Source organism: Dolichospermum flos-aquae CCAP 1403/13F, from assembly GCF_012516395.1.
GTDB lineage: Bacteria > Cyanobacteriota > Cyanobacteriia > Cyanobacteriales > Nostocaceae > Dolichospermum > Dolichospermum lemmermannii.
In genome coordinates, this window is the sequence record NZ_CP051206.1 from 840,102 (window position 1) to 865,430 (window position 25,329).

Here is a 25,329-nt window from a genome sequence, read left to right on the forward strand (position 1 = left end):
TGAATACACCCATGAAATCCTCTCCTTTAAAAGTCATAGATGTATTTTCCGGTTGTGGTGGATTATCACTAGGATTTCAAAATAGTGGATTTGAGATTGTCGCTGCTTTTGAAAACTGGAAATCTGCCGTAAATGTTTATAAGCAAAACTTTCATCATCCGATTTTTGAATATGATTTGAGTCAGGTAAATAATAATTATTCAATATTTAAACAATTTTTACCTGATGTAATTATTGGTGGTCCACCATGTCAAGATTTTTCGAGTGCTGGTAAGCGGAATGAAGATTTAGGGAGAGGTGATTTAAGTATTACATTTGCTGAAATAGTAGCTAGTGTTTCTAGTCAATGGTTTGTTTTAGAAAATGTAGAATTGTTTAGGAAATCTCACAAATATCAAGAGTTTAAGCAAATTCTTAAATCTGCTGGTTATGGTTTAACCGAAAAGGTATTAGATGCTAGTTTATGTGGTGTACCACAAAAGAGGAAGAGATTTTTCTGTATAGGAGAACTTGGTGGTCAAGATGATAATCTCAAGACTTATCTAGAAGCTAATTTATCTAAAAAACCGACAACTATTAGAGATTATTTAGGGAATAGTTTAGGAATTGAATATTATTATCGTCATCCTAGAAGTTATCAAAGAAGAGCTATTTTTAGTATTGATGAACCAAGTCCAACTATTAGAGGTGTGAATAGACCAATACCTAAAACTTATCAACAACACCCCGGAGATGTTGCACCATTAACACCAGATTTGCGTCCATTAACTACTCGTGAAAGAAGTTATCTTCAAACTTTCCCTGATAATTTTATTTTTGCAGGTTCAAAAACAGATTTAGAACAGATGATTGGTAATGCTGTACCTATTAAGTTAGCAGAATATGTTGCTAAATCTCTGCTCATGTATATTCAAGATAAAAATAAATATCACATATCTGATGTTTCGTTGTTAACTGTTTAAATTATCAATTATATAAAAGATACTGTTGCTGTGGGAGATTCAAAACAAATACACGGTTATAGTGATGAATTTTTAGCAGCAAATGGCAAAAATGCAATTGATGTATTTACAGAGTTTCTAGAATTTATCCAAGATGCTTTTTTAGTTGGACATAATCTAGGCTTTGACATTAAAATGATTATAGCTGATGCTCAAAAATTAGGTTTATCAACTCCGCAATTTCAATGGGGAGATACCTGGGATTTAGCAAAACGTTTTATTCAAGCAGATAATTATAGTTTAGAAAATTTAGCCACTAAATTAAAACTAAATCAATTTCCAAATCATAGTGCTATTAATGACACCCGTGCAACTGTAGAATTATTAGCAATTCTCATTCCTGTAGTTAAACATCGTGCTGATTATCGTCAAGCATTAGTTTACCGTTATGGAAAAGGATTTGAAAATTTAGCTGATGATATTCAAAGTTGGAAAAATACCAGTCAAAAATTACGTCCAGCAGATTTATTAGGTAACATATTAATTGATTCTGGTTTATATGACTACTATGAAAATCATGAATCACACAGATTAGAAAATCTCAAAAGGTTAGTCAAGATTTTCAAAGAACAGGATAATTTAGAATTACATCCTGATACAGCGCTGAGAAATATTATAGAATATACAGCATTAGCAAAAAACTTAGATCAAATTTCCCAAGAAAATAATCAAGTTTTAATCATCACAATTCATCAATCAAAAGGATTAGAATTTGATACCGTGTTTATTGCAGGTATGTGTGAAGAAGAATTTCCGACTTACTTCAGTTTGCGAGATAATAAAATAGAAGAAGAAAAGCGGCTATTTTACGTAGCTTTAACTAGAGCAAAAAAACAGTTATTTATCTCCTGGTTTCTCAAAGATTTTAAAAATTACTCAAAATCCAAAAGTCAGTTTATTAATTCACTACCTCCTGAATATTTAGTTGAAACCATAACGTCTTAAAAAATATATAAATATCCCTTCCTTCTCCATCTCTGTGTCCTCTGTGTCTCTGTGGTTCGTTAAAAAAAATTAACTACACACAAAAAATAGGTTTCTGATATTGTAAAATCAAACTAATAATCAATAAAGTGGGAAATTATGTCGGATTTACGCGAAAAATTACAGCAAAATCTCGATGAAGCAGAATGGGAGTGGTTAATTCCCCATGTCCAAAAAGATGCAGTAATTGTGATAGCAGATAATTTGGATTTACTGGATGTGGGAGAAGCGATCGCTAGTGATAATATTCTTTCAGTGCAACATTGGATAGATGAACAATTATTAGCCAAACCGACAATAGATCAAGTGGGAGAATGGAATCTCAACCGTGAAAAGCGATTTAATGCTCTGATTGTTGAACCTTATGTGATCATCAAAGAAATCATCACGGTCTAAAATACTGCAATTTTGAGATATTATTAGGGGACTGCAAACAATAAATGATCTTATTTACCAATACAGAAGCGGCTAAAAATCCGATCTAAAACCGATTCTGTAACTTCTTCTCCGGTGATTTCTCCTAATGCTTGAATTGCTCCTCTTAAATCAATTGTCCAAAAATCTAAGGGTAATTTATCGGTGATTGTCATTTGCACTTGTGCTAAATCAATCTTGGCTTTTGTTAAAGCTGCTGCTTGTCTTTGATTAATTGCTAAATCCAGATCAGCGGCTTGAACTTTTCCCTGTTGAACTATTTCTAAAATCGCTGTTTCTAAATTATCAATTCCTTGATTTATCGCTGCGGCTGTGAGAATTTTGGATTTTGGATTTTGGATTTTGGATTGAAGATTTTCCTGTTCTGCTGATGAAATCAGGTCAATTTTATTAATGACTAAAATTACCGGACGGTGTTTTACTTGTTCATAAATTTCTTGATCTGCGGGTGTCCAACCGGAGGCCGCGTCAATGGTAAATAATACCAAATCAGCATCATTAGCGGCACGATGCGATCGCTCTACACCGATTTTTTCTACCTGATCTACTGTTTCCCGAATCCCCGCTGTATCTAATACCTGGACGGGGATTCCTCCCACAACCAATTGAGATTCTACCACGTCGCGGGTTGTTCCTGGTAAGTCGGTGACAATGGCGCGATCGCTCTGACTCCAAGCATTTAATAAACTCGATTTTCCCACGTTTGGTCGCCCCACTATCGCCACTTTTAGACCAGTTCGCAGTAATTCACCCTTGTCTTTTGTGGCTAATAATTTGCTAATTTCCGCCGTCACTTGCTCAATATCTGCAATAATTCTTTGCTGATCTAAAGGTGGTAAATCTTCCTCAAAATCAATTCTGGCTTCAATTTCTGCCAAAATATCTAAACAATTAGCCCGTAATTTGCGGATAGGTTGGGCTAATTTACCTTGTAATCCAGCCAAAGCCGTTTGAGCAGCTTGAGGTGATTTTGCTCCCACTAAATCTGCTATACTTTCCGCTTGGGTTAAGTCTAATCTGCCATTTAAAAATGCTCTTAATGTAAATTCTCCCGGTTGAGCTAATCTTGCGCCATTTTCTAAGCATAATTGCAATACCTGTTGCACCGCCATAATTCCCCCGTGACAATGGAATTCTACCACATTTTCACGGGTAAAAGACCGAGGGGCTTTCATTATTAATAATAAAGCTTCATCAACAATTTGCTGAGTTTGGGGTTGACGAATATAACCATAAATGATGCGATGACTTGACCAAACTTGTCGCCCTGGGGCGTAAAATAGAGTGTGCGCGATCGCCATTGCCTGATCACCAGAAACCCGCACAATACCTACACTACCTTGCTGAGGGACAACAGCAGTAGCGATCGCCGCAATAGTTCCAGTGTTAGCTAATAATTCCGACATGAGCCGTTTTTCTACAAATTTAGAAGTAGGAGGAAAGCGCAATCTTAAACCCCTACAGTACACTAGTTTAACAGTTTTGCGTAATTCCCCACCCTCAATGTACTCATAGGGTGGGGATGTAAGCAAGTCAAAAACGAAACGTTCTTAAAATGTTTTTTATTGCAAGTAAAAGAATTTTGAGGACAGTTGAGTTTTTGACAAAATATTAGCATTGGTTCGCAAGTAAATTATCTATTATCTGACGCAACCATTCACCATAACTTTGACTTGGGTCTTTTATTGCCGATATCCTTTCAGCAACTTCTTTATCTATCGTTAGCCCAATCCGAATTTTACTCTTTCTATATCTAGCATTATACTTGTTAACTTTGTCTTTGTTTCTCTGTTGCCATTCAGTTTGTGTTCTTGGTTTTTTCATGAGTTGACATATCTATGTAGATAGATATATAATAGTATTTGAAGTAAACAGAAACAAGAGGTAAAAACATCAATGGCGTTACGGAGAGCGACTTTCCGACTATATCCTAATAAACAAGTCAGTGAAATGTTGCACTACCACCGCCAACTTCATAAAGATTTGTATAATGCTGCTGTATCTAACCGCATTACTTCATATAAAAAGTTTGGTAAATCTGTTTCTTACTTTGAGCAACAGAACTGTTTACCGGATTTCAAAGAAGTCTGGATAGAATATAAAGAAATTAATTCCCAAGCATTACAAGCCACATTAAAACGGGTTGATTTTGCTTTTGGAAGGTTTTTCAAGGGACTAGGAAAGTATCCTAGATTCAAATCGCCTCGCCATTATTCCGGTTGGACTTACCCATCTTTTACGGGTTGGAAAGTACATAGCACAGGGGATAACGGCTATTTAGAATTATCAAAGATTGGTCAAATCCAAATGCGGGGTAAGGCTAGACTTTGGGGGCATCCTAAAGCTTTAGATATCGTTTACCGTAATGGTAAATGGTACGCTTCCCTCGTGCTAGAAATTGACGATATTTTATTAAAGAATAGCCGCAAAACTGATAATGGTGTTATTGCCATTGATTTAGGTTGTAATGATGCAATTGCTTGGACAAATGGTGAAGAAAATGGTTTAGTGGCTGCACCTCGGTTTTTCCGAAAGGCAGAACAAAGAAATAAACAATTAGGAAAAGCTAAACGCAGAAAACGCGCTCCTAACTTCAAAAAGAAAGTTAAGGCTTCTAGAAGGTGGAAGAAAACACAAAAGTTAGTTAGTAAGTTGAATAGAAAAGTTGCTAACCAACGTCAGAATTTTGTTCACCAAGAAACTACACGAATAATTAGCTGTAATAGCACGGTAGTTACTGAAAAACTAGAAGTCAAAAAAATGAGTGCCAAAGCTAAGAAAGGTAAACGTAAAAAACAAAAAGCTGGGTTAAATAAATCAATTCTTGATGTGGGAATGGGGATGATAAAGTCCGCTCTAAAAGCGAAATTATCAGACATTGGTGGCTTGTTTGTAGAAGTACCTACAAGGAAGGTAAAACCATCTCAAACCTGTCCAAAATGCGGAAATCAAGAAAAGAAGAGTTTAGCCGAAAGAACTCATGTTTGCCATAACTGCGGATATACCCAACAGCGTGATATCGCCGCCGCAGAAGTAATGCTACTTTGGTACTCAAATAATCTACAGGGGTTAGGAACTAGCCTCTCAGACGTGGATGATTCTAGCTCTACTTCAAACACCAGCAAACGCAAGAATGCTGGAAGTATGAAGCAACTGGGTCGTGCGAAGCGTCAAAAATCTCAGGCTCCGCTAGGGGATGTAGAAACCCCTGGCTCAAACGAAGTTAGCCAGGGGTAGTTCATGAAACAAATTAGGGCAAATTTATTTGCCAAGTGACAACACCCAAATTAGAGAGGAATTAATTGTGGAGCAAAAAATTAACTGTGCTGAAGCCTGTGTTAACGGTTGCGTTTTAGGTGATAAATGTCCCAATATCGAGTTTAGAGAATCAACTTCAAAGTTTATTGAAGAAACTTCTTTAGACAAAATGCTAGAAATAGCTGAAGAAAGATTGCGGAAAAAAATGACAGAACCACCAACATGGGTATTTCCCGAAGATTCTTAATGAGATGAAATTTGGACAGGCAATATTCCCATCTCACCATCATTTTATTTAAATATGGTGTGTAAATTAGAGAATTTCCTGGTATTAGCAAATAATTTTCTGCAACTTATTCTGAATTGATTTCTTTACTTTGCCTAGTGAAAACTTGGTAGAGCAAGTCATATCTTTGATTAAACAATCTCAGTGTATTTAGACCTGAGATTGTCAATCTCTTAAAACATCAGGCAATAGTTCTGTGAGAGTCATTTCTAGCTTCAGACAATTAGCACCATTTACCTGTAATTTATACTCTACCTTATCCATCAACCGATTCATAATTAACCAACCATAACCACCTTCTTGTCTGTCAAGGGGGTTGGGTGGAAAATAAGTAGACAGATCAAAACCTTCACCATGATCCCATATCTCTATTGATAGATCTCGGTCTTTCAGTTCTAAACGCAGTAAAATTGGTAAATTTAGCTTTTCTTTATGAGCATGACGAACAGCATTAGAGTATGCTTCTATCAAAACTAATCGTAACAGACTTGATTGTTTTGTCCAATCAACAGATTCCCCTAGATGCAATTGTAAACATCCCAATAACCAGTTTTCTACAATATTGATAAAACTCAGGTCACTAGGAACATGAAGTTCACTTTTCATAACCTATAAAATCTCCAAACAGAGTATAGTTTGATCATCTTCTTGGAGATCATTATTGGCTTGAATAACGGCTAATAAATTATCCAGATTAAGTGATTGAGTTTGTTTTTTAATCAGTTGCCACAAACCTGCTTGATTGAGCATAGAACGATTAGTTGTTTGGGGATTGTCTAAATTTTCCCATCCAGTTGCTTCCGTGATTCCATCACTAGCCAGCAGTAATGTATCTCCGGGAGCAAGAATCAAACGGCCAGATTCTCCTTGCCATTTAGGTAATATTCCCAAGGGAATACTCCGAACTTTCAGATAATGGGGAGAATCATTAAAAATTGTTTTTTGTGACCACACAAAAGGATAAATATGCCCAGAATTAGCATAGACAAGTTCGCTTGTGCTTGGGTGATAACGGGCTAAAACCATTGTGATAAAATAATTACTGATGATTAAGTCATCACTCAGAGCATAATTCAGATTCTGCATCATCACATTTGGCTCTACAGGTACTTCTTGAGATAGTTCCCGACGCAGCAGAGAAATCGTACTAGACATAAATAAAGCCGCTGGCACGCCCTTACCAGAAACATCACCAACTGCTAACCACAAATCACCATTAGCATGGACAAATACCTCAAAAAAATCACCCCCAACCTCTCTTGCTGGATAGCAACAAGCTTGGATTTTTACACCTGTGATTTCCGGTAAGGTTTGCCGTAATATATTATGTTGAATTTGGCGAGCTACTTCCAACTCCAGGTGAATTTGTTGTTGTTTTTCTTGCAGACTTTGATAGAGTTTGGCTTGGGAAATTGCTAAAGCAGCTTGTTCGGACACATCTGTAATTAATTGAATATCTTCTTGATGCCAAATCTGATCGCTTCCTAACTTACAAATAGCAACAATAGCTAGTAAATGTTGTTGATAAATGAGAGGAATAACCAAGTATTGATAAGGGATATCTTTATAAAAATTTTCTGTTATTTGATAATGTTGGGTTTGGAAAACTTCAGCAATTAACTCACTAGGGTCTGGAAGTAAATTACAGATTTCAGATTGAGGATTTTGATAGCAAAATGGCTGTTGTATTAATAAATCATCTTCTACTGGTTTGAGTAAACAATTATGAGCCGCAAATGTCTCTCCCATCGTGGCAACAATTTTTTGCAGCATATTGTTATAGTCTAAAGATTCTCTAATTGCCTTTGTCATAGCATTAAATAAAGATTCCCGCCGCAATGCCTGAGATAATTCTGCTACCCGTTTTTTAACTAAGCGATATGTGTCACTAGCTTGCTTAACTAATAATTGAAGTTGGTTGGGATTCCAAGGTTTAGTAATGTACTTAAATACGCGACCAGAGTTAATTGCATCTACTAAATCTTCCACATCAGTAAAACCAGTTAGCAAAATCCGAATTGTATCAGGAAAACGCTCAACTGTCAAACTTAATAATTCATTACCGTTGATGTCGGGCATTCTCTGGTCAGAGATAATCACAGCCATTTCACCTTCTTTTTCTAAGATAGCCAAGGCTTCACTGGCATTATTAGCTCTATAGACTTTAAAATCTTTCCAAAATGTGCGATAGAGTAAATCTAAGTTATCTAACTCATCATCTACCACCATGAGCTTGAGCTTATCTAACTTTTTATCAGTCATAATTTGACTCAACTTTCCACATCTTTGAATGGCAAGATGTCCTTAATTTAATAATTATGTAACTAAGCCAGAACGCAGAGCAATTACTGCTGCTTCTGTACGATCATTAGCACATAATTTATTCATAATATTGCTAATGTGTGTTTTCACAGTTCCAGTTACAATATAAAGTCTCTTGGCGATATCATCATTACTACAACCTTTGGTAATCAATTTTAACACTTCTAATTCTCTGTCTGAGAGAATACTAGAGTTAACAGGTGGTTTATTATCATTGGATTGGACAAAATGTGTCTTCTGCTGTGCCTTTTCTAAAATAATCCGAGCAATCATCGGATCAATCCAAGGATTACCATCAGCAGTTACCCGTATAGCTTCGAGTAAATTATCAAACCGGATATCTTTCATACAGTAGGAATCTGCACCAGCGCTAAAGGCTGCAAGTACAGATGCTTTATTATCAGATGACGTTAGAATTAATACTTTTGTATTTGATAATTGACGATGATTAGCGATCGCTTTAATTTCCTTGGTTAATTCAATCCCATCTTGATCTGGTAAACCTATATCCACAATTGCCACATCTGGCTGTAGCTTCTTTAACATTATTAGACCATGACGGGCATTACCAGCTTCTCCAACTACTTCAATTTCGTTTTTTTGTTGTAATGCTTTGCAAATAGAGAAGCGAGTGAGGTAATGATCTTCAATAACGACAATGCGAATTTTACTCATATCGAAATGCTGCTAGATATTAAATAATATATAGCCTTTTGTTGCTGAAATTATGACTAAAAAAACTTAATATCCAGATAACTTATCTCTGGGCTACTCGGATTAATAAAAATAAACCCGTTACTAATCCAAATAAATTGGGCAACCAAGCACCAATTATGGGAGAAAGTATACCAGCCTGTGCTAAAGCTCCAGAAACAGATAATAGTAAATAATAACTGAAAATCACAATCACACTAATACCAAAACTTGTCCCGCGTCCAGTGCGTTGAGGGATGCTACCCATAACTGAGCCAACTAAACCAAAAATAACGCAAACAAAGGGAAAGGCGATTTTTTGTTGAATTCGCACTTGGAGCTTGCGAATTTTCTGATCATTACCACCCAAACGTTCTATTTCTAGTTGTTCTAGGGCTTGAGAAATATTCATTTCGCCATAGTCTCGGCTATTTTCGGCTAAGGTTAAAGGAGTGCGCGGGAGTTGTAATTGCTGATGTTCAAAGCGTAAAATATTCCGATAAGATCGATCAGTTGCTACCAAATAGATAGTCCCATTGTAAAAATCCCAAACTTGTTTTTGACCGTTCCATTTAGCTGATTCGGAAACAACAATTTGATCAACTCCGCCGCGAGAACGATCTATAATTGTTAAACCTTTCATTTGCTTACCATCAAATTGGTCAGCATAAAATAAGCGAGAAAGTATTTTATTTTTACTACCATCTGCTTCTTTAAATTCTCGATATTCAGGATAGTAAATATTTTGTTGTTTAAAGGAAGGTTGGTCTGACTTGAGGGCTTGCGCTAGGGTAATAGTAGCTTTATAATTTGCCGCAGGGGCAATTTGCTCATTAAATATATAAGTCATGATCGTGACTGCAAAACTTAACACTACAGCCGTAAAAACCATCCGATAAACACTAACTCCACACCCACGTAAAGCAATTAATTCACTTTCGCTAGACAGGCGGCTATAGGTCATTAAAGTAGCTAACAAAGTGGACATGGGAAAGGAGTAAACCATGACATAAGGTAGCTTTAATAAGAAAATCTCTAAAGCAATATTCAGCGGTAGCCCAGATTCTACAACTTTTCGTAATAATTCAAATAAACTATCAATTGCTAAAACTACAGAAGTAAATGCACCGACACCAAATAAAAATGGTGAAATTAATTGCATCGCCAAGTAGCGATCCATGATGGAAAATGAAAATAGGGAAATGAAATTAGAGAAGGGTTTAAACTGTTTATATATCATAATTTATGTTTCGCGCAAAGACGGGAAGGAGCAAAGGCGCAAAGTTTAAACTGCGAAATTATCACCTAAATAATATTGTCGTACCAAGGGGTTATTGTAGAGTTCATCAGCATTACCAAAAGCGAGAATTTGTCCTTCGCGCATGATGTAAGCCCGATCTGTAATGGCCAGGGTTTCGCGGACATTATGATCTGTAATTAAAATGCCCATACCGCGATCGCGTAATTGGCTGACAATCTCCTGAATTTCAGATACAGCAATGGGATCAACTCCAGCAAAAGGTTCATCTAAAAACAGAAATTTCGGTCCCTCTCTACCTGCGGCTAAAGCTCTTGCTAATTCTGTGCGTCGTCGTTCCCCACCAGAAAGTTGAATACCTTTGCTAAGAGCTACCTTTTCTAAGCGAAATTCCTGCAATAAAGTATGTAGTCGTTGTCTCCATTCCCTCCTGGGAACTTGAGTTTGCTCAAATACTAGGAGAATATTATCTTGCACTGAAAGATGACGAAATACACTTGGTTCTTGAGCTAAATAACCAATACCCAATCTAGCCCTTTTGTGCATAGGAAAATTAGTAATATCAAAATTATCTAACCAAACTTTGCCATGATTGGGTTTTTCTAAACCTGTAGCAATATAAAATGTTGTCGTTTTCCCAGCCCCATTGGGACCTAGTAAACCGACAATTTCACCCTGGCTAACGGAAAGATTCACGCGATTCACAATTAATCGTTTACCGTAAGATTTGTGAATATTCTCTAAAACAATTTTCACTATGAGGTTTTATCTAGGTTGTAGATACTAATTAGAACGTTTTAGGGCTGGAGTTTTTGGTGCCGGTTTAGTAGTTTGTCTACTGGGATTGGCATCCTCCACCATATATGTAGATTCTACCTGACGATTAGATTGGGGTAAGGCGATAAATTTACCTTCATCAATTAAATAAGTGACTTTTTCCGCGCGAATACTATTGCTACCTTGTTGCAAAATGTAAACATTCCCACTGAAATCAATCCGTTTTTCTTTACTAAAATATTGAGCTTGAGCAGATGTGGCTTGAATTTGACGAGCCGGATACACCATTTGCACATTACCACGGGCAGTAATTACTTGGGTTTTCGCGTCATATTCTTGAGTATCAGAGCGGATAGTCAGGGGACGATTCCCCCCAGATTGGGCTGTAGCTGGTGGCAATTGGGTAGGCAATCCTACTACACCTAAAAGGGAAATTGGCAGTACCAAGGCCAATCCTAAACGGCGGATCTGTGATTTTAGCAATTGATAAGGAGGTATCATAGTAATTAGGGAACGGGGAACGGGGAACGGGGAACAGGGAGATAAAAATCAAATATGAGTCCTATAGCAAAAATGGACGGTTTTTTAAACTTTAAGTTTCGCTTCCAGAACCTTTGCTCACAACTGGCAAAAATTTGTTAATTGTTACCGAATTATCAAGTCTGACACATCCACCAAAAATTAAGCAAATAAATCCCACAAATCATCAAAATCCCACAAATCATCAAAATCCCATAAATCATAGTTTAGACAGGGAAATACTGGGTAAAAGTCGAGCTTGATTTTCAGCCAATTTATTATTTGCCATTGGTTGTAGACTTTCTTGTTGTAGAGTCTTTAACAAATCCACACTTTCAGTAAATAATTCTTCCACATTAATACCGCCGTAGCTGGGTAGATAACGGCGAAGACGATTGCTACCTTCTCCTAAAAGAATCATTGCTCCTCTTAAATTATGATTACCCAGATGATACAGTCCCACGGCAATTTGGAGAATACCTTGATAAAAAGTTTTATCTGGTTCGATACTATCAATCCAGAGTGCTTCAAGAATGTCATGACAAGCATAGAACTGTCCAGCATTGAACTGTTCTACACCTTGCCAAAACTCTTCAGACATGGTTTCGTTCATCCCATAGTATCCCGAACTTCTTTGATAGTCTCCATAGAGATTTCTTGTTTGTCGCCGGAAAACTCATTATCAGAGGTAAGAAATAGCATACAGTGACATTCTTTGCGTTCGCGCATGGGGACGCAAGGACAATTCCAAAAAGCGGCATTAACTTCGGCTTCCTTATCTTCGTAGTGACGACAAGGGCATAAAGGCGCACCGAGTTCATCTTTATGCTTGGCTAGTCCTTCGATCACAACTGCGGTAACAGAAGGTTCAGAACAGAAGTATGTTCCCGTCCGTTTGGCATATTGTTCGGAAAAATGCCGCATTGCTTCTAGGCTTTTATCGCTGGATTGTGAATTCACTTCTGATGTCACCATGGGCTGTGCTGTTGATAAATTTTAATGTTTCATTGCATTGTACATCAGGCTCAGTGTGAGAAATCGCCTGAAAATAAATTAAGAGCTTTTTGCAATTGGGGTTGTAGCTCTTGTTCGGTTTGGATAATGATACCGGGATATTCCCGATTAATGACAGTTTCTGCTGCTGAATCTGAATTTTGCCAGAGTACCCAACGACTACCCAGGGGTAAGGTGGATGTGGTAAAGGAGTTTTGTGTCAGCCAAATTAGGGGACAGTTATCCGGTGGTAAGCTGTTTTTTTCGATAGGGTTGGTGGCTGCTAAGGTTTCCAAAACTGCGATATTGCCTGTAATTAAACCTGTAGCTGATGTCCATAATTGTACTTGCAGTTGTTGCTGTTGGGCATAAAAATACAAGGAAGCAGCGGTAATTACGGCTTGTTCAAATAATTCTTGTTGCCACTGAAAGGAACTATCTATGGCAATAATAATTTCTTGTCCCCCGGTAATTACTTCTAATTCCCGCACTCGTAATTCTCCATAACGGGCGCTTGTCCGCCAATGAATTAATCGGGTAGGATCACCTATACGATAGGGACGCAGCGATCGCACTAATCCCGTTGTTGCCATTTGTAAAGGGTTACCACGAGGATCTCCCCGTTGGCTGTCATCTTGTCCGATTTCATCAATTAAAGGGCAGGTAGTCAGGGGTAAGACGGTGGGATAAACAATTGCCCTAGCTTCACACTGACGGGGACGACGACACCAAAACAAACCCCAAGGCGCACCCGTAGCTAATTCTACCGTATGCCAGCGGTAAAGGCCTCGCTGTTGGGTAGGGTGATAATATACCCAGCGATAACTATCCTGTGGTGGAATAGATTCAATACTTTGCTGGACTGGCTGACCAAAAATAAATGGGAGAATGTCTCTAACTTGTAATAAAGTCGCCGATTGTTTTCTCTGATTGTGAATTTCTATCTCAATTTTTAGGTCATCACCTGCGGTTACTGGTTCAATGGGACGACGTTTGACAATTATACCCGCAAGCGATCGCGGTGCAACAAAACCGGATACACCCAAAAGAGCAAAACTGACTCCACTAATCACATACAGCCAGCCAGCCATGGTATTAATCCCTGCACCCAAATAACACACAGAAATTCCCGCCAATACCCAACCACCATAAGCAGGTGCAGCAGCATGGGTTTCCAGCCAATTATTGATTTTTTTGGTAATTTTCATCTTTCTTTTTTAGCTTAATTTGGGAAAGAGGGAACAGGCAAAAGAGCATGAATTTGTTGAATAATGATTGATAATTACTATATCTAAAAGTTCCCTTTCATCCATTACCACTGACAACTGACAACTGTACGGGCGAAGCATTTAGAGAACTATTTTTGGCAATGACCGATAATTTATCTTCCAAATGCTTCGCCCCTACTAACAACTAACAACTAACAATATGGTTTATCCCGTTATTTGGCGCAATAATTCAGTATCACTCATTGATCAAACTCGCTTACCTAATGAATATACAGTGGTGGAGATTCACCGCAGTAAAGATATGGCACAAGCCATTACAACCATGATTGTGAGAGGTGCGCCGGCGATAGGAGTGGCTGCGGCCTATGGAATGTATTTAGGTGCAAGGGAAATTGAAACAAGCGATATCCAAGAGTTTTTGACTAAATTGGAAACAGTCGCTAATTTGTTGCGTTCTACCCGTCCCACTGCGGTAAATTTGTTTTGGGCCATTGGCAGAATGATGAAAACGGCTTATGAAACCGTGGGAACAGTCGCCGAAATTCAACAAACTCTTTTAGAAACTGCCCAAAAGATCAATGCCGAAGATCTACAAACCTGTCAAGCTATAGGTGATCATGGTTTGGCAGCATTACCGCAAACCCCAGACCAACTAATTATACTCACTCATTGCAACGCTGGGGCATTAGCCACTGCCGGTTATGGGACAGCATTAGGTGTAGTCCGTTCTGCGTGGAAAGAAGGGCGTTTAGCCAGGGTATTTGCTGACGAAACCCGTCCCCGATTACAAGGTGCAAAACTCACCGCGTGGGAATGTGTCCAAGAAGGCATTCCAGTGACAGTAATTACCGATAATATGGCTGCCCACTGCATGAAACAAGGTTTAATTGATGCTGTAGTTGTGGGTGCTGATAGAATTGCTGCTAATGGTGACACTGCCAATAAAATCGGAACTTATAGTTTAGCTATTGTCGCCAAAGCTCATAATATTCCTTTCTTTGTCGCTGCACCTTTATCTACAGTAGATTTTGAATTAATTGATGGTAGTCAAATTCCCATTGAAGAACGTCACCCAAGGGAAATATATCAAATAGGTGAAACTGTTCTCACACCTCCAGGAGTGGAATTTTATAACCCGGCTTTTGATGTCACACCTGCGGATTTAATTACCGCCATTATTACTGAAAATGGGGCTTTTCTGCCAGGTGATTTATTAAAGGGTGAACTACCCAAACTGACCTGACGGTACAGTGTGGGCTTCCTGTCCAACAAATGCGTCGGGTTGCGCTGTCGCTTAACCCGACCTACAAAAAATGGACAAGGTATTGTAAAATATACCAAAAAACCTCACGCCCAAAGACAAAAACACTCTTTGCGCCAGCGTGAGACATTATCTTATTACAACCACCGAGCCGCATCTTTAGCGTGGTAAGTCAAAATCAAATCAGCACCAGCCCGTTTAAAACCAGTCAAGGTTTCCATAACAACGCGCTGCTCATCAACCCAACCATTTAAAGCCGCAGCCTTCACCATGGCATACTCACCAGAGACATTGTAAGCCGCCACAGGTAAATTAGTAGCTTCCTTGACGCGCCAAATAATATCCATATATGCCAAAGCTGGTTTGACCATGAGCATATCAGCACCTTCAGCAATATCCAACTCAATTTCTTTCAGTGCTTCCCTAGCGTTACCGGGGTCCATTTGGTAAGTGCGTCTATCCCCGAATTGTGGTGTTGAGTCCGCTGCATCTCTAAATGGCCCATAATAAGCCGAAGCATATTTAGCAGCATAGGACATAATGGGAATATCTTCAAATCCCGCCTCATCCAAACCTGCGCGAATAGCTTGCACAAAACCATCCATCATCCCCGAAGGTGCGATAATATCTGCACCAGCTTGAGCTTGAGAAACTGCGGTTTTCTTTAATAATTCCAAAGTTGGATCATTTAAAACCCTTCCAGTTAAATCACCAACTTGTAAATAACCACAATGACCATGACTTGTATATTCACATAAACAAGTATCAGCCATAACAATTAAATCAGGAACAGCATTTTTAACTGCGGTTGCTGCTTTTTGAACAATACCACAATCATGCCACGCCCCGGTAGCATCTATGTCTTTATCTGCCGGAATTCCAAATAAGATAATTGCCGGAATTCCTAAATCATAAACTTCCTTAGCTTCTTCAACAATCTTATCTACTGAAAGTTGATAAACACCGGGCATAGATTTGACTTCCTTGGCAATACCTTCTCCTGGTACTGCAAACAATGGATAAATCAAATCGTTAGTAGTTAAAACGGTTTCACGTACCATCCGACGCAATTGGGTATGGCTACGCAGACGACGAGGGCGATGTATAGGAAACATAAATTTTGTGCAGACAAAATAATACAATGGACATAGAATAAAGCGTCACAAAAGCAAGTTTTTAACTTGCTCTATTCAGACAAACTACAAGCAGTGCGTAACTGTCTTTTGCCCTACTGTTGATGAAGCTGTGGGGCAATTTTATATTTTACAACTTGATAGACATTTGCTTATAACAAATTTGCAAAAAACAATCTTAAAAAATCATGGAATTAATTTTGGTAAGTTGTTTAATCAAAAGTCTATGATTAATTAACCTACCATATCTTTCCTGATATGAGCTAAAAAACTCGAAAAATAAACGGATAACGGCAAGGTTGATTAGGATCACTAAAAACGCCAATTAGCGCCCAAATTGTCAATCCCCAGTGGAGGATATAACCTAAACCTGCGAGTGGAAACAAGATGAATAATGGTAAAATCAACCAACCAAACAGAAAAAACAATGCTCCCAGAATTGCTCCATATAACCAAACGTTAAAATGGAAATTGATAGATTCTTTGGCATTCTCTTTGACAACAGGATCATCTGATACAAATAGTATGGCTATGGGTAAGCCAACGGAGACAATTGTGGTACTAAAAAAAATTGCCCCATGACACAATGCTGATAATAATTTACGTTTATCGCTGTCGTACATTGTCTACTCCTATGCAATTTTAGTTAACTATTATATCAAACATGGGCGCTGCAAACATCGCACACTCCCTCAACTGTCACTTCATACCGTTCCACTTTTAACCCCTGTCGCAATTGACTGACATCAATATCGGGGAAAGTATTCCAGTTGATATCTTCAATTGCACCACAGCAGTTACAGCGAAAATGATGGTGGGGGGCAACGTTAGCATCATAACGGGAGACACCTTCCTCTAATAGCACTTCTCGCACCAAACCCACCTCTCGCAGTGCCTGAAGTGCCGCATATACGGTTGCCTGAGAAGAAGTGGGTGCTTCATGATTCAAGTCTCTCATAATTTGATCAACCGTCGGGTGATCTCGTCTGGCTAATAGATTGGCATAAACGCCAAATCGCTGGGGTGTGACTCGCAACCCTCTAGTTTTCAAGGTTTTGACAATATCATTAGCTTTTTGCTGCATAGGATTTACTTAGCTATATAAAAATATAATCTCTTATTATAACGTTCATTTTTTAAGAACTAATATTTTTTAATAAATACATTATAAAATAAGTATTTATGACTATTGACTAATTCCTAAATCAGAATTATTCTGATTTATGAGATAAGCTACTGATGCCCTAAGCAAAAGCAGCAACACGAGTTAAAATCTTCCATCTAAAAAAGAGGTATTTATGACTGCTATTACTCACGTTCCAAATGTAGTATTCAAGACTCGTGTGCGGGATGAATCTATCGGTGGACCAAATCCTTACACTTGGAAAGATGTCACCACACAAGAAATTTTTGCCGGTAAGAAAGTAGTATTATTTGCGCTTCCTGGTGCTTTCACTCCTACCTGTTCTTCTACTCATTTGCCTCGCTATGAAGAACTGTTTGAGGAATTCAAAGCGCAAGGTGTTGATCAAATCATTTGTTTGTCAGTTAATGACGCATTTGTAATGTTCCAATGGGGCAAACAACAAGGCGCTAAAAATGTTTTCTTGTTACCAGATGGTAGTGGAGAATTTAGCCGCAAAATGGGAATGTTAGTTGATAAATCTAACATCGGTTTTGGAATGCGTTCTTGGCGTTATGCAATGGTTGTTAATAACGGCGAAATTGAAAAAATGTTCATTGAACCAGGTTTTGAAGATAACTGTGGTAGTGATCCTTTTGAAGTATCTGATGCTGATACCGTTCTTGCTTACCTCAAAGGTGTAGAACGTCCTGCTGCGGTTGCACCTCGGTTAGCATTTGTTGGTTAATTACTAAAGCTAGAAAGAAACTTCCACCTTTTGATAGAGGTAGATAGTTTTTAATTCATCTAAAAGGATGTTTGAAAAGTGGTATTCCGTAATTTTCATCACATTGCTACCCCCCTTTCCCCTTGTAAAGGGGGGAAACAATAAAAATCCAGTTCCCTCCCCTTTACAAGGGGAGGGTTAGGGTGGGGTAAAAAATAGTTGATACATCAACCATAACTTTTCAAACACCCTCTAAGGCAAGGGAAGTTACTTTTATGAAACTTCCTTTGCTTTTTTTGTTTCCATAGACAAAATACCCTTAATTCTGTCTAATAAATTAGTTTCAAATCATTTATTTTGTCAGATACTATTCCAGAATATAAGAGCAGGATAAATTTATAGCCTGATTCCATATAAATGGAGTATTCAAGGAGGTGAATCAACAATGAGAATTACAATTTCTGAATTAGAACTTAGGCTTGCAGAACCGATTCTGGATCAACTAACACCTTGGGAAATGAAGACTCTTAAAGGTGGTTACGTGATGAGAAAAGACAGAAGAAATCCGCCAACAACCAATATAACCAATACAACTGATCTTTCAACAGTATTCAAAGAACTAGACAGTAGTATGGAAAGGTGGAAAATCAGCCTCAAAGATACAACAGATAGTCTAAGAAGCAAATTCGATTTTTAATATCTGCTGTGAAAAAATTCAATATTTTACTTATTTTCGTGTGTTTTCAGATTTATTAACCTGAAGATACGCGATTTTTTATGGAGTTAATTCCATAGTTTGCAGTTTTTATAAAAGACAGAATTCAGATATTTGTGTCTTTTTTACTAGGTTCAAAGCCTTGATTTTTCTATTTTTTATGAATAAAAATAGGAGTAACGGTTAAGGAAACACCAACTTAACCGACTCACAAATTCTAACTTACAAAAACAAATCTTCTTGGAGGAAATTATGGCAACTATTACCCTTTCTCAACTAAATACAACTGGTTCTGAATTATTTGCAGATTCTGAAAGCTATCTTAATGAATTGAATGATGCAGCTTCTGTATCAATCAATGGTGGTGGTGGTGATTTCAGCGGTTTTAGTGCTTATGGTGACTTTGGTGTTAAATATCTAGAATTCTTAGTTGATGGCTATGCGATTGCTAGTATTAAGCATATCGCTAAATCCTTCAGCAATGATTCTCACTACGGATACTAATTACTTGGCTTTGTAGTTAACTACAAAGCCGATATAACTATCCAGGAGTAAAAGTAAAAACTAATCTATGTTACTTACATGAGATTGATTACTAATAATCCTGGATAGTTAATAAAATTGCATCCACAAAAATCGAATCTTTCTAGAGGTAAGAAATGGCAAACATTAGGATTTCTAATCTAGAGAATACTGATGAAAAAAAGTTTATTATTAATTTAAGTAATTTAGACGCAGTATCTGTATTTGGAGGTGAATATAATAATGCTAGTCAAATACTTAATTATGGGGTTAAGGCTCTAGAATTTGTCTTAGTAATTTATGCTATAGATGCCATTTCACTATTAACGAAGACATTTAGAAAATAAATAATTTTCAACCTATCAAGTTAATGATTTTACTAAAACTGAAATTAACTCAGCAATAGCAATTTTACACACATATATTATTATCATTTGAAATCATGCCATTCTTAATAAGTTTTGCAAATGTTTTCAATTACCTTGTTGAAAACAAAATTTGTCAGCCACAAGAGGAGTCCCTAAGTAAAATCGAATTAAAATCTGCTAAAAACTTTAACCTATTAATCACTTTATCAGATGGTCGTCAACTATTAGTAAAACAAGAGCGTTATGATCAAAATGGTAAAACTTTAGGTGAATTTATAGATGAGTGGAGAGTTCATGCTTTTTGGCAAAAATTCCCAGAAATAACTCATTTACGAGCATCTTTGTCAGAAGCAATTCATTTTGATTTAGAAAACTCTATCATTGTTTTTAACTATCTAAATCAATATCAAGACTTAGCTGAATTTTACGCCAAAGATCAGGAATTTCCGGAGGAAATTGCTCAGGTAGTTGGCACAACTATTGCAGCTATTCATCGCATGACAATAGACAATAATAACTATCAAAAGTTCTTTGAAAATTCTTTAAAATCTCAAAATATTAACAAAGGATTAGATAGAATTACACCAGAAATATTTGGTCAACTTCCGGCTGATGGTTTAAAGTTTTTTACTCTCTATCAACGTTACGATAATTTAGGAAAAGCAATTACACAATTAAATCAGGCTTTTACTCCTGCTTGTCTCACCCATAATGATCTCAAACTTAATAATATTCTTGTATCTTTGAACTGGGAAACAGACATAGAAGATAAATTACCTGAAAATAAAAATATCATCCGATTAATTGATTGGGAAAGAGGCAGTTGGGGAGATCCTGCTAATGATTTAGGCACAATAATTGCTAGTTATCTGCAAGTTTGGTTATATAGCATAGTCTCTAGTAAAACCATACCAATTGAGGAATGTTTGCGTTTAGCTGCGATTCCCTTATCAATGATTCAACCTTCTTTATCAACATTAGTTACTGCTTATTTAACTACTTTTCCAGAAATTTTAGAATTGCGTCCAGATTTCTTACAATTAGTGATGCAATTTAGCGGTTTAGCTTTAATTAGAGCTATTCAAGCTAGACTTCAACATGAAAAAACCTTTGATAATTCAGGTATTTGTATGCTCCAAGTTGCTAAGAGTTTATTATGTCGTCCTCAAGCATCTATTCCCACAATTTTGGGGATGGAATTGTCAACAATGACTGCTAAAAATTTATCTCTTGTTTAGAGAAGGAAGGTTTATATGCAAGTATTAGATTCTATCTATAATCAACTTTTTCAACTTCCAAAAGAATTACAAATAGCACTGCAAAATATTGTTGATTATCTGGAAATTAAATCATTTTATTCTATTAAGCATCCAGATTACAAATTATTAGAATTGCCAGAATCAGTAATCGCTCGGTTTAAAAATCTATCCTTAGATATTCAAGAGAAGCATTTGCGTATTCACTTACGTAATTTTCTCTATAGTGCTTATTACAATGGTTCTTGGCATGATTCTCTTGGTGATGACAATCAAATAAATAACCTCAGTAATAATAGCTTATTTGGCATGGATTTGGCGTTTTATGAAAGACTCCATACGAGTAATACAGGTGGAGGTTATTGGAGTGAAAATTGGTTAGTAGTTAATGAAGAAGAAGATGGTTGTTTAGCAGTCCAAAAAAATGGGTTGACTTTGCATATTGAGCGGGATTTATATTTATCAGAAATTGATAAATCAGCTAATGTTGGTGATTTGGTGGCAATTAAAATGCCTAAAAATCTAGTCCAAAATGGATTTTATATGGCAGTATCTAATCTAGGTACTCAAGATAATCAAGATATTGTTAGAATCTACTTTAATGTATCACCTGATGGGGCGGTATCAGTGATGGATAATGTGACTAGAGAACTCAATAATATGCACATTGCTTTCTCCTTTAAAGCTCTATATAATCCTGATGAATATAGACGTTATGATTCGGCAGTTCTTTACTTTAATAAACATCAATATAAAACAATTTATCCTATGTTACAACAGGTATATTCAGAAAATCAAGATAGTTTTTTTCCACAAGTACCGTTGTTTACTAAGCAACTAGCACCAGGATTAGGTTGTGCTGAAGAACCAACCAATAAGTTGGCAGAAAAAGAAAGTTTTGGGACTAATCGTTGTCAAATGATTGCTAATGGTTTAATTGCTGCTTGGCAAGCGGGTAATAATCATCCTGAAAGTCGAATGACAGCTATTTTGGAACAATTTACTTTACACAAAATCAAATTACGATATCCTTATCTTAATGGCTATTCAGATGATATTTATACGACTTTAGATTGATAATATCAATATCCCCGAATTCTCTAAGAATTCGGGGATCTCAAGTATTTTTTAGACAGTAATTATTAGCTTTTTGGCTACTGTTAATTAAGATCTTCGAGTTTGGTAATCTCCCATGTCTAAGATCATGATAAAATCGATTTGTGCAACTAACGCAGATTGTAAATTTATCAAGGTTAACTTTACTGTATGAAAAATAACCATGTTTTTCTAACTTTAGCCCTATTGACTTGTTTTGCCGCTCCCCAAAAAGTTCTAGCAGATGAGATGTGGAAAACGAAGGAATATAATGTGATCTATCAAACAGATCGTAACAAAACTGCTATCTGGAGTTATGGCCGCAATAGACTTATATTTATTGATGGTTTAGCAGGAGTCACCACCAACCGGGGTTCATACAGCGGCTATTGGGCACAAGATCGTTCATCGGTACGTTGCGATACCTATAGAGAAGGTGCTAATGGTAAACCTACTTATTATTGGGGCAGATTTGAAATTACCTTCATTGATCCAGATTTCCCTTCTCGCTGGCAAGCTAATCTTAGTCTTTGTGATCGCCTTCCTACAATGACTTTAAATGGTAAACCGATTACATCCGATCAATAAGACTCAAATAAATTCTGTAGAGACGTTGCATAAAACGTCTTGACAACTAAAAATAAACTCCATATTAATGAATAGCATAATTATCTCCTGTTTTAACTAGCTTCACTAAATATTTCTATGGGAGAAACAGGAGAATTTATTTCATCTCCTAATGTGGCAACAATTTCTAATTTATTAACTTGCTCTTTTAACCAATTGGTAAATAAATCTCCGAGAATTGCTACGCGCATTTGTTCATTCAATTCGGGGGCAATAATTTCTTCAACTATAATGATATGGACTCCTTTGGGTGTAATGACTGGTTTAATAATTTCTGGGGGATTAGCTGCAAAAACTGCGGCAGCAATTTCTGGTCGAAAATCACTACGTTTGCGGATACCTTGATATCCTCCAGCGCGACGAATTTCGGGATTTTCGATATATTGACGAGCCACTTCTTGAAAACTAATTTCTCCTTCTTGAAGAGCATAAAATATTTCTAAAGCTAGATCTTCATCATCTAATATGACTTCATAGGTAACTGCTCCGCTGTAATCAAGTTTGTGAGCATAAAAGAATGGTTCAACTTTTTCAGCGAATAAATGATGAGCTAATTTTGCTGATAGGAGATTGAGATTTGCTACTTCTTCAAAGTTATCTAAGGAAAGATAATGTTTTTGTAACCATTGCCATGTGTCCTCTGCTTTAAGTAGATTATTAACTAATCGTAAACTATCTGCGGATTGTTGTAATTCTGCTATTTCGATGGTAATATTTTCTTTTTTAGCAGTTTCTGTAATAATTGTTCTGGTGGCGATCGCTTCTAACAGACTAGGGATTTGACAAGATATTTTGAGGTGATAAATAATATCTTCTTTGGATATTTTTACAATATTGGACATAATTTAATCTCCTGAATTTACTGAATTTATTAAAAATTCTTTTTTCTGGCTTAAATAAGTTATTAGCGTATCTATCATATTTACCTAATATGTTATTTTTTTATCTCTATCTAATGATACTTTTAATATTTTTGATAATTTATAGCCACAAAACAAGATCCCCGACTTCTTTAAGAAGTCGGGGATCTAAATTAAGGGGATCTAAATTTTTAACCGAGAGAAACAGTTAAACTTCCAGGTTTAGCTAAATCACCAGTTAACACCACACCCCGATTATTGGTGTGTAAATGACGGAGAATTTTGTAAATTGCTTCCACTTCCTCAGCAGCGCCGGACATATCTGCAAGTTCAGAAATAGAAAGTGCTTTTTTCTGGGTTTGCAACACTTCTAAAACTCGTTTTTGTAAATCGAGAATCACAGCGGCAGCTTTTTTACCAGCTTCCACACCTGGTTGATGATAAGCATTGACATTTACTAAACTGGCATATAAACCTACAGCCCGTTCATACAATGCAATTAATGCGCCAACTGTGCGAGCATTAACTTGAGGAATGCTGACTGTAATCGAATCGCGGTGATTCTCATACAATGCTTGACGAGTTCCTAACAAGAAACCACAAAGATAATCACCGGAAGTGACTCCAGGATCAACTTCTGTGGATTTTCCTTGACGATCTTCTAAAACTTCAATTAAGGTAGCAAAGAAATTGGGGACACCTTCGCGCAACTGTTGCACATAGGCGTGTTGATCCGTAGAACCTTTGTTACCATAAACTGCAATCCCTTGAAATACAGTCTTCCCATCTAAATCTTTTTCTTTACCCAAGGATTCCATGATGAGTTGTTGCAAATAGCGGCTAAATAGCAACAGACTGTCTTTGTACGGGAGGACTACCATATCTTTTTCACCTTTGCCATTTCCAGAGAAATACCAAGCAAGGGCTAATAAAGCGGCTGGGTTGTTTTTGAGATTGGGGACGCGGGTGGCATCATCCATTTCTTTTGCACCATCTAGCATGGCACGGATATCAATGCCCTGTAATGCCGCAGGTACTAGCCCTACAGCGGACATTTCTGAGGTACGTCCACCTACCCAATCGTACATGGAAAACCGGGCTAACCAATTTTCAGCTTTGGCGACTTGATCCAGGTTGCTATCTTGTCCGGTAATAGCGACTGCATATTTAGCAAAGTCTAATTTTTTGGCTGTGTAGGCTTGTTTAACCTCAATCATGCCGTTGCGAGGTTCGGGTGTGCCTCCAGATTTGGAAATGACTAATACCAAGGTTGTGGCTAGTTTATCGCCAAGTTGGGCAAGAACCCGATCAATTCCGGTGGGGTCGGAATTGTCTATAAAGTGAATTTGTAGGGGTGGTACGTCGGGGGATAGGGCTTGGGTGACGAATTGGGGACCCAAGGCTGAACCACCAATACCAATGGAAATGATATCTGTAAAGCGGCATTCCTTGGGGGGATGAATTGCCCCGGTGTGTACCTGGTCGGCAAAAGCTTCGATTTGTTCTAAGGTTTGAACTATTTCTTGGGTGAGTTCGGGGGTGGGGGCTAAATCTGGATTCCGCAACCAGTAATGTCCTACCATGCGGTTTTCGTCGGGATTGGCGATCGCCCCTTTTTCCAATTCTGCCATATCCGCAAACGCTTTGTCAAACTTAGGCTGCAATGATGCCACGAACCCATCATCAAACCGCATTCGACTAATATCTAGATATAGTCCTAATCCTGGATGGAAATACAACCAGTCCTGGTATCGTTGCCAAAGTACCCTAGAATCCATAGGGAAATCTCAAATAAAGTGTTGGTCAAACACAAGTTTAATGTATGCTTTTGGCGATCCCTGCTTTGTCTTATACAGTTTTTAATAGAATAACGGATATAGAGGGGTT

The 25,329-nt window shown here is 37.4% G+C and carries 29 protein-coding genes; 13 read left to right on the forward strand and 16 right to left on the reverse strand.

Annotation, left to right across the window (positions count from 1 at the left end):
- Positions 1 to 11: 11 nt before the first annotated feature.
- The 3 genes from HGD76_RS04310 to HGD76_RS04320 all read left to right on the forward strand — a co-directional run bounded on the left by HGD76_RS04310 (position 12) and on the right by HGD76_RS04320 (position 2,381).
- Positions 12 to 962, forward strand: coding sequence for a DNA cytosine methyltransferase (locus HGD76_RS04310; RefSeq protein ID WP_168695062.1), 951 nt, complete (start codon positions 12 to 14; stop codon positions 960 to 962).
- Positions 963 to 992: 30 nt separating this feature from the next.
- Entirely contained in the window at positions 993 to 1,946 is a 954-nt protein-coding gene (locus tag HGD76_RS04315; RefSeq protein WP_210967721.1) for a 3'-5' exonuclease, read from the forward strand.
- A 138-nt stretch (positions 1,947 to 2,084) separates the two neighbouring features.
- Complete coding sequence (locus tag HGD76_RS04320; RefSeq protein WP_168695063.1) at positions 2,085 to 2,381, forward strand: DUF2288 domain-containing protein; 297 nt, start codon at positions 2,085 to 2,087, stop codon at positions 2,379 to 2,381.
- Between the two features lie 50 nt (positions 2,382 to 2,431).
- Here HGD76_RS04320 and mnmE read toward each other — a convergent pair whose 3' ends face one another.
- Positions 2,432 to 3,826 (reverse strand): tRNA uridine-5-carboxymethylaminomethyl(34) synthesis GTPase MnmE, encoded by a 1,395-nt coding sequence (gene mnmE / locus HGD76_RS04325; protein ID WP_168695064.1) that lies wholly within the window; start codon positions 3,824 to 3,826, stop codon positions 2,432 to 2,434.
- A 205-nt stretch (positions 3,827 to 4,031) separates the two neighbouring features.
- Positions 4,032 to 4,244, reverse strand: a complete 213-nt coding sequence (locus HGD76_RS24800) for a hypothetical protein (RefSeq protein ID WP_148765176.1) — start codon at positions 4,242 to 4,244, stop codon at positions 4,032 to 4,034.
- A 72-nt stretch (positions 4,245 to 4,316) separates the two neighbouring features.
- On the opposite strand from HGD76_RS24800, the gene HGD76_RS04330 reads away from it, so the two are divergent.
- Together HGD76_RS04330 and HGD76_RS04335 are read left to right on the forward strand one after the other, a co-directional pair.
- Positions 4,317 to 5,657, forward strand: coding sequence for an RNA-guided endonuclease InsQ/TnpB family protein (locus HGD76_RS04330; RefSeq protein ID WP_168695065.1), 1,341 nt, complete (start codon positions 4,317 to 4,319; stop codon positions 5,655 to 5,657).
- A gap of 67 nt (positions 5,658 to 5,724) precedes the next feature.
- Entirely contained in the window at positions 5,725 to 5,925 is a 201-nt protein-coding gene (locus tag HGD76_RS04335; RefSeq protein WP_168695066.1) for a hypothetical protein, read from the forward strand.
- A 204-nt stretch (positions 5,926 to 6,129) separates the two neighbouring features.
- On the opposite strand, the gene HGD76_RS04340 is transcribed toward HGD76_RS04335, so the two are convergent.
- From HGD76_RS04340 to HGD76_RS04380, 9 genes are all read right to left on the reverse strand, one after another.
- Positions 6,130 to 6,570: an ATP-binding protein gene (locus HGD76_RS04340; RefSeq protein WP_148763443.1), complete on the reverse strand. Its 441-nt coding sequence runs from the start codon at positions 6,568 to 6,570 to the stop codon at positions 6,130 to 6,132.
- Between the two features lie 3 nt (positions 6,571 to 6,573).
- Positions 6,574 to 8,226: a SpoIIE family protein phosphatase gene (locus HGD76_RS04345; RefSeq protein WP_168695067.1), complete on the reverse strand. Its 1,653-nt coding sequence runs from the start codon at positions 8,224 to 8,226 to the stop codon at positions 6,574 to 6,576.
- Between the two features lie 54 nt (positions 8,227 to 8,280).
- Positions 8,281 to 8,961 (reverse strand): response regulator, encoded by a 681-nt coding sequence (locus tag HGD76_RS04350; protein WP_015078305.1) that lies wholly within the window; start codon positions 8,959 to 8,961, stop codon positions 8,281 to 8,283.
- Between the two features lie 82 nt (positions 8,962 to 9,043).
- Positions 9,044 to 10,159, reverse strand: a complete 1,116-nt coding sequence (locus tag HGD76_RS04355) for an LptF/LptG family permease (RefSeq protein WP_168634642.1) — start codon at positions 10,157 to 10,159, stop codon at positions 9,044 to 9,046.
- Positions 10,160 to 10,264: 105 nt separating this feature from the next.
- On the reverse strand, positions 10,265 to 10,993 hold the full coding sequence (lptB, locus tag HGD76_RS04360) for an LPS export ABC transporter ATP-binding protein (RefSeq protein ID WP_168652967.1): 729 nt from the start codon (positions 10,991 to 10,993) through the stop codon (positions 10,265 to 10,267).
- 27 nt (positions 10,994 to 11,020) lie between these two features.
- Positions 11,021 to 11,515: an LptA/OstA family protein gene (locus HGD76_RS04365; RefSeq protein WP_168695068.1), complete on the reverse strand. Its 495-nt coding sequence runs from the start codon at positions 11,513 to 11,515 to the stop codon at positions 11,021 to 11,023.
- A 238-nt stretch (positions 11,516 to 11,753) separates the two neighbouring features.
- The gene (locus tag HGD76_RS04370) at positions 11,754 to 12,146 is read right to left on the reverse strand and encodes a DUF309 domain-containing protein (protein ID WP_015078309.1); all 393 of its coding nucleotides are present in this window, start codon (positions 12,144 to 12,146) and stop codon (positions 11,754 to 11,756) included.
- Entirely contained in the window at positions 12,143 to 12,508 is a 366-nt protein-coding gene (locus HGD76_RS04375; RefSeq protein ID WP_168695069.1) for a ferredoxin thioredoxin reductase catalytic beta subunit, read from the reverse strand. The genes HGD76_RS04370 and HGD76_RS04375 overlap by 4 nt, the downstream gene beginning before the upstream one ends.
- Positions 12,509 to 12,558: 50 nt before the next feature.
- Entirely contained in the window at positions 12,559 to 13,734 is a 1,176-nt protein-coding gene (locus HGD76_RS04380) for a DUF58 domain-containing protein (protein ID WP_168695070.1), read from the reverse strand.
- Positions 13,735 to 13,954: 220 nt separating this feature from the next.
- On the opposite strand from HGD76_RS04380, the gene mtnA reads away from it, so the two are divergent.
- Positions 13,955 to 14,998 (forward strand): S-methyl-5-thioribose-1-phosphate isomerase, encoded by a 1,044-nt coding sequence (gene mtnA / locus HGD76_RS04385; protein WP_168695071.1) that lies wholly within the window; start codon positions 13,955 to 13,957, stop codon positions 14,996 to 14,998.
- Positions 14,999 to 15,153: 155 nt separating this feature from the next.
- Here the strand turns inward: mtnA and hemB are convergent, their stop codons facing one another.
- The 3 genes from hemB to HGD76_RS04400 all read right to left on the reverse strand — a co-directional run bounded on the left by hemB (position 15,154) and on the right by HGD76_RS04400 (position 17,233).
- Positions 15,154 to 16,131: a porphobilinogen synthase gene (gene hemB / locus HGD76_RS04390; protein WP_168695072.1), complete on the reverse strand. Its 978-nt coding sequence runs from the start codon at positions 16,129 to 16,131 to the stop codon at positions 15,154 to 15,156.
- A 281-nt stretch (positions 16,132 to 16,412) separates the two neighbouring features.
- Positions 16,413 to 16,772, reverse strand: a complete 360-nt coding sequence (locus tag HGD76_RS04395; RefSeq protein WP_015078650.1) for a DUF4870 domain-containing protein — start codon at positions 16,770 to 16,772, stop codon at positions 16,413 to 16,415.
- 35 nt (positions 16,773 to 16,807) lie between these two features.
- A complete protein-coding gene (locus tag HGD76_RS04400; protein WP_168695073.1) occupies positions 16,808 to 17,233 on the reverse strand; it encodes a Fur family transcriptional regulator in 426 nt (141 codons plus the stop codon).
- Positions 17,234 to 17,447: 214 nt separating this feature from the next.
- Between HGD76_RS04400 and HGD76_RS04405 the strand changes: the two genes are divergently transcribed.
- From HGD76_RS04405 to HGD76_RS04435, 7 genes are all read left to right on the forward strand, one after another.
- Positions 17,448 to 18,020, forward strand: coding sequence for a peroxiredoxin (locus HGD76_RS04405; RefSeq protein WP_015078652.1), 573 nt, complete (start codon positions 17,448 to 17,450; stop codon positions 18,018 to 18,020).
- A 424-nt stretch (positions 18,021 to 18,444) separates the two neighbouring features.
- Positions 18,445 to 18,696, forward strand: coding sequence for a hypothetical protein (locus HGD76_RS04410; protein ID WP_148763423.1), 252 nt, complete (start codon positions 18,445 to 18,447; stop codon positions 18,694 to 18,696).
- A gap of 270 nt (positions 18,697 to 18,966) precedes the next feature.
- Positions 18,967 to 19,218, forward strand: a complete 252-nt coding sequence (locus HGD76_RS04415; protein ID WP_168695074.1) for a hypothetical protein — start codon at positions 18,967 to 18,969, stop codon at positions 19,216 to 19,218.
- A gap of 155 nt (positions 19,219 to 19,373) precedes the next feature.
- Positions 19,374 to 19,583 carry a hypothetical protein gene (locus HGD76_RS04420; protein WP_148763419.1) on the forward strand — a complete coding sequence of 70 codons (210 nt, stop codon included), beginning with the start codon at positions 19,374 to 19,376 and terminating at the stop codon, positions 19,581 to 19,583.
- Between the two features lie 95 nt (positions 19,584 to 19,678).
- Entirely contained in the window at positions 19,679 to 20,842 is a 1,164-nt protein-coding gene (locus HGD76_RS04425; RefSeq protein ID WP_210967722.1) for an aminoglycoside phosphotransferase family protein, read from the forward strand.
- 15 nt (positions 20,843 to 20,857) lie between these two features.
- Complete coding sequence (locus HGD76_RS04430; RefSeq protein ID WP_168695075.1) at positions 20,858 to 21,937, forward strand: T3SS effector HopA1 family protein; 1,080 nt, start codon at positions 20,858 to 20,860, stop codon at positions 21,935 to 21,937.
- Between the two features lie 189 nt (positions 21,938 to 22,126).
- Entirely contained in the window at positions 22,127 to 22,543 is a 417-nt protein-coding gene (locus tag HGD76_RS04435) for a hypothetical protein (RefSeq protein ID WP_168695076.1), read from the forward strand.
- A gap of 92 nt (positions 22,544 to 22,635) precedes the next feature.
- Here the strand turns inward: HGD76_RS04435 and HGD76_RS04440 are convergent, their stop codons facing one another.
- Both HGD76_RS04440 and HGD76_RS04445 read right to left on the reverse strand, forming a co-directional pair.
- Positions 22,636 to 23,424, reverse strand: coding sequence for a peptidylprolyl isomerase (locus tag HGD76_RS04440; RefSeq protein WP_168695077.1), 789 nt, complete (start codon positions 23,422 to 23,424; stop codon positions 22,636 to 22,638).
- A 209-nt stretch (positions 23,425 to 23,633) separates the two neighbouring features.
- Complete coding sequence (locus HGD76_RS04445; protein WP_168695078.1) at positions 23,634 to 25,220, reverse strand: glucose-6-phosphate isomerase; 1,587 nt, start codon at positions 25,218 to 25,220, stop codon at positions 23,634 to 23,636.
- Between the last annotated feature and the right edge of the window lie 109 nt (positions 25,221 to 25,329).

What these genes read in the sequence shown, in the direction of transcription:
- HGD76_RS04415 (WP_168695074.1), top strand. Translation starts at nt 18,967, where the DNA reads ATGGCAACTATTACCCTTTCTCAACTAAATACAACTGGTTCTGAATTA.
- HGD76_RS04350 (WP_015078305.1), bottom strand. Translation starts at nt 8,961, where the DNA reads ATGAGTAAAATTCGCATTGTCGTTATTGAAGATCATTACCTCACTCGC.
- HGD76_RS04435 (WP_168695076.1), top strand. Translation starts at nt 22,127, where the DNA reads ATGAAAAATAACCATGTTTTTCTAACTTTAGCCCTATTGACTTGTTTT.
- HGD76_RS04425 (WP_210967722.1), top strand. Translation starts at nt 19,679, where the DNA reads ATGCCATTCTTAATAAGTTTTGCAAATGTTTTCAATTACCTTGTTGAA.
- HGD76_RS04395 (WP_015078650.1), bottom strand. Translation starts at nt 16,772, where the DNA reads ATGTACGACAGCGATAAACGTAAATTATTATCAGCATTGTGTCATGGG.
- HGD76_RS04430 (WP_168695075.1), top strand. Translation starts at nt 20,858, where the DNA reads ATGCAAGTATTAGATTCTATCTATAATCAACTTTTTCAACTTCCAAAA.
- HGD76_RS04370 (WP_015078309.1), bottom strand. Translation starts at nt 12,146, where the DNA reads ATGAACGAAACCATGTCTGAAGAGTTTTGGCAAGGTGTAGAACAGTTC.
- HGD76_RS04410 (WP_148763423.1), top strand. Translation starts at nt 18,445, where the DNA reads ATGAGAATTACAATTTCTGAATTAGAACTTAGGCTTGCAGAACCGATT.
- HGD76_RS04440 (WP_168695077.1), bottom strand. Translation starts at nt 23,424, where the DNA reads ATGTCCAATATTGTAAAAATATCCAAAGAAGATATTATTTATCACCTC.
- HGD76_RS04375 (WP_168695069.1), bottom strand. Translation starts at nt 12,508, where the DNA reads ATGGTGACATCAGAAGTGAATTCACAATCCAGCGATAAAAGCCTAGAA.
- HGD76_RS04320 (WP_168695063.1), top strand. Translation starts at nt 2,085, where the DNA reads ATGTCGGATTTACGCGAAAAATTACAGCAAAATCTCGATGAAGCAGAA.
- HGD76_RS04340 (WP_148763443.1), bottom strand. Translation starts at nt 6,570, where the DNA reads ATGAAAAGTGAACTTCATGTTCCTAGTGACCTGAGTTTTATCAATATT.
- hemB (WP_168695072.1), bottom strand. Translation starts at nt 16,131, where the DNA reads ATGTTTCCTATACATCGCCCTCGTCGTCTGCGTAGCCATACCCAATTG.
- HGD76_RS04400 (WP_168695073.1), bottom strand. Translation starts at nt 17,233, where the DNA reads ATGCAGCAAAAAGCTAATGATATTGTCAAAACCTTGAAAACTAGAGGG.
- mnmE (WP_168695064.1), bottom strand. Translation starts at nt 3,826, where the DNA reads ATGTCGGAATTATTAGCTAACACTGGAACTATTGCGGCGATCGCTACT.
- HGD76_RS04405 (WP_015078652.1), top strand. Translation starts at nt 17,448, where the DNA reads ATGACTGCTATTACTCACGTTCCAAATGTAGTATTCAAGACTCGTGTG.
- HGD76_RS04445 (WP_168695078.1), bottom strand. Translation starts at nt 25,220, where the DNA reads ATGGATTCTAGGGTACTTTGGCAACGATACCAGGACTGGTTGTATTTC.
- HGD76_RS04355 (WP_168634642.1), bottom strand. Translation starts at nt 10,159, where the DNA reads ATGGATCGCTACTTGGCGATGCAATTAATTTCACCATTTTTATTTGGT.
- HGD76_RS04345 (WP_168695067.1), bottom strand. Translation starts at nt 8,226, where the DNA reads ATGACTGATAAAAAGTTAGATAAGCTCAAGCTCATGGTGGTAGATGAT.
- HGD76_RS04330 (WP_168695065.1), top strand. Translation starts at nt 4,317, where the DNA reads ATGGCGTTACGGAGAGCGACTTTCCGACTATATCCTAATAAACAAGTC.
- HGD76_RS04380 (WP_168695070.1), bottom strand. Translation starts at nt 13,734, where the DNA reads ATGAAAATTACCAAAAAAATCAATAATTGGCTGGAAACCCATGCTGCT.
- HGD76_RS04420 (WP_148763419.1), top strand. Translation starts at nt 19,374, where the DNA reads ATGGCAAACATTAGGATTTCTAATCTAGAGAATACTGATGAAAAAAAG.
- HGD76_RS04365 (WP_168695068.1), bottom strand. Translation starts at nt 11,515, where the DNA reads ATGATACCTCCTTATCAATTGCTAAAATCACAGATCCGCCGTTTAGGA.
- HGD76_RS24800 (WP_148765176.1), bottom strand. Translation starts at nt 4,244, where the DNA reads ATGAAAAAACCAAGAACACAAACTGAATGGCAACAGAGAAACAAAGAC.
- mtnA (WP_168695071.1), top strand. Translation starts at nt 13,955, where the DNA reads ATGGTTTATCCCGTTATTTGGCGCAATAATTCAGTATCACTCATTGAT.
- HGD76_RS04310 (WP_168695062.1), top strand. Translation starts at nt 12, where the DNA reads ATGAAATCCTCTCCTTTAAAAGTCATAGATGTATTTTCCGGTTGTGGT.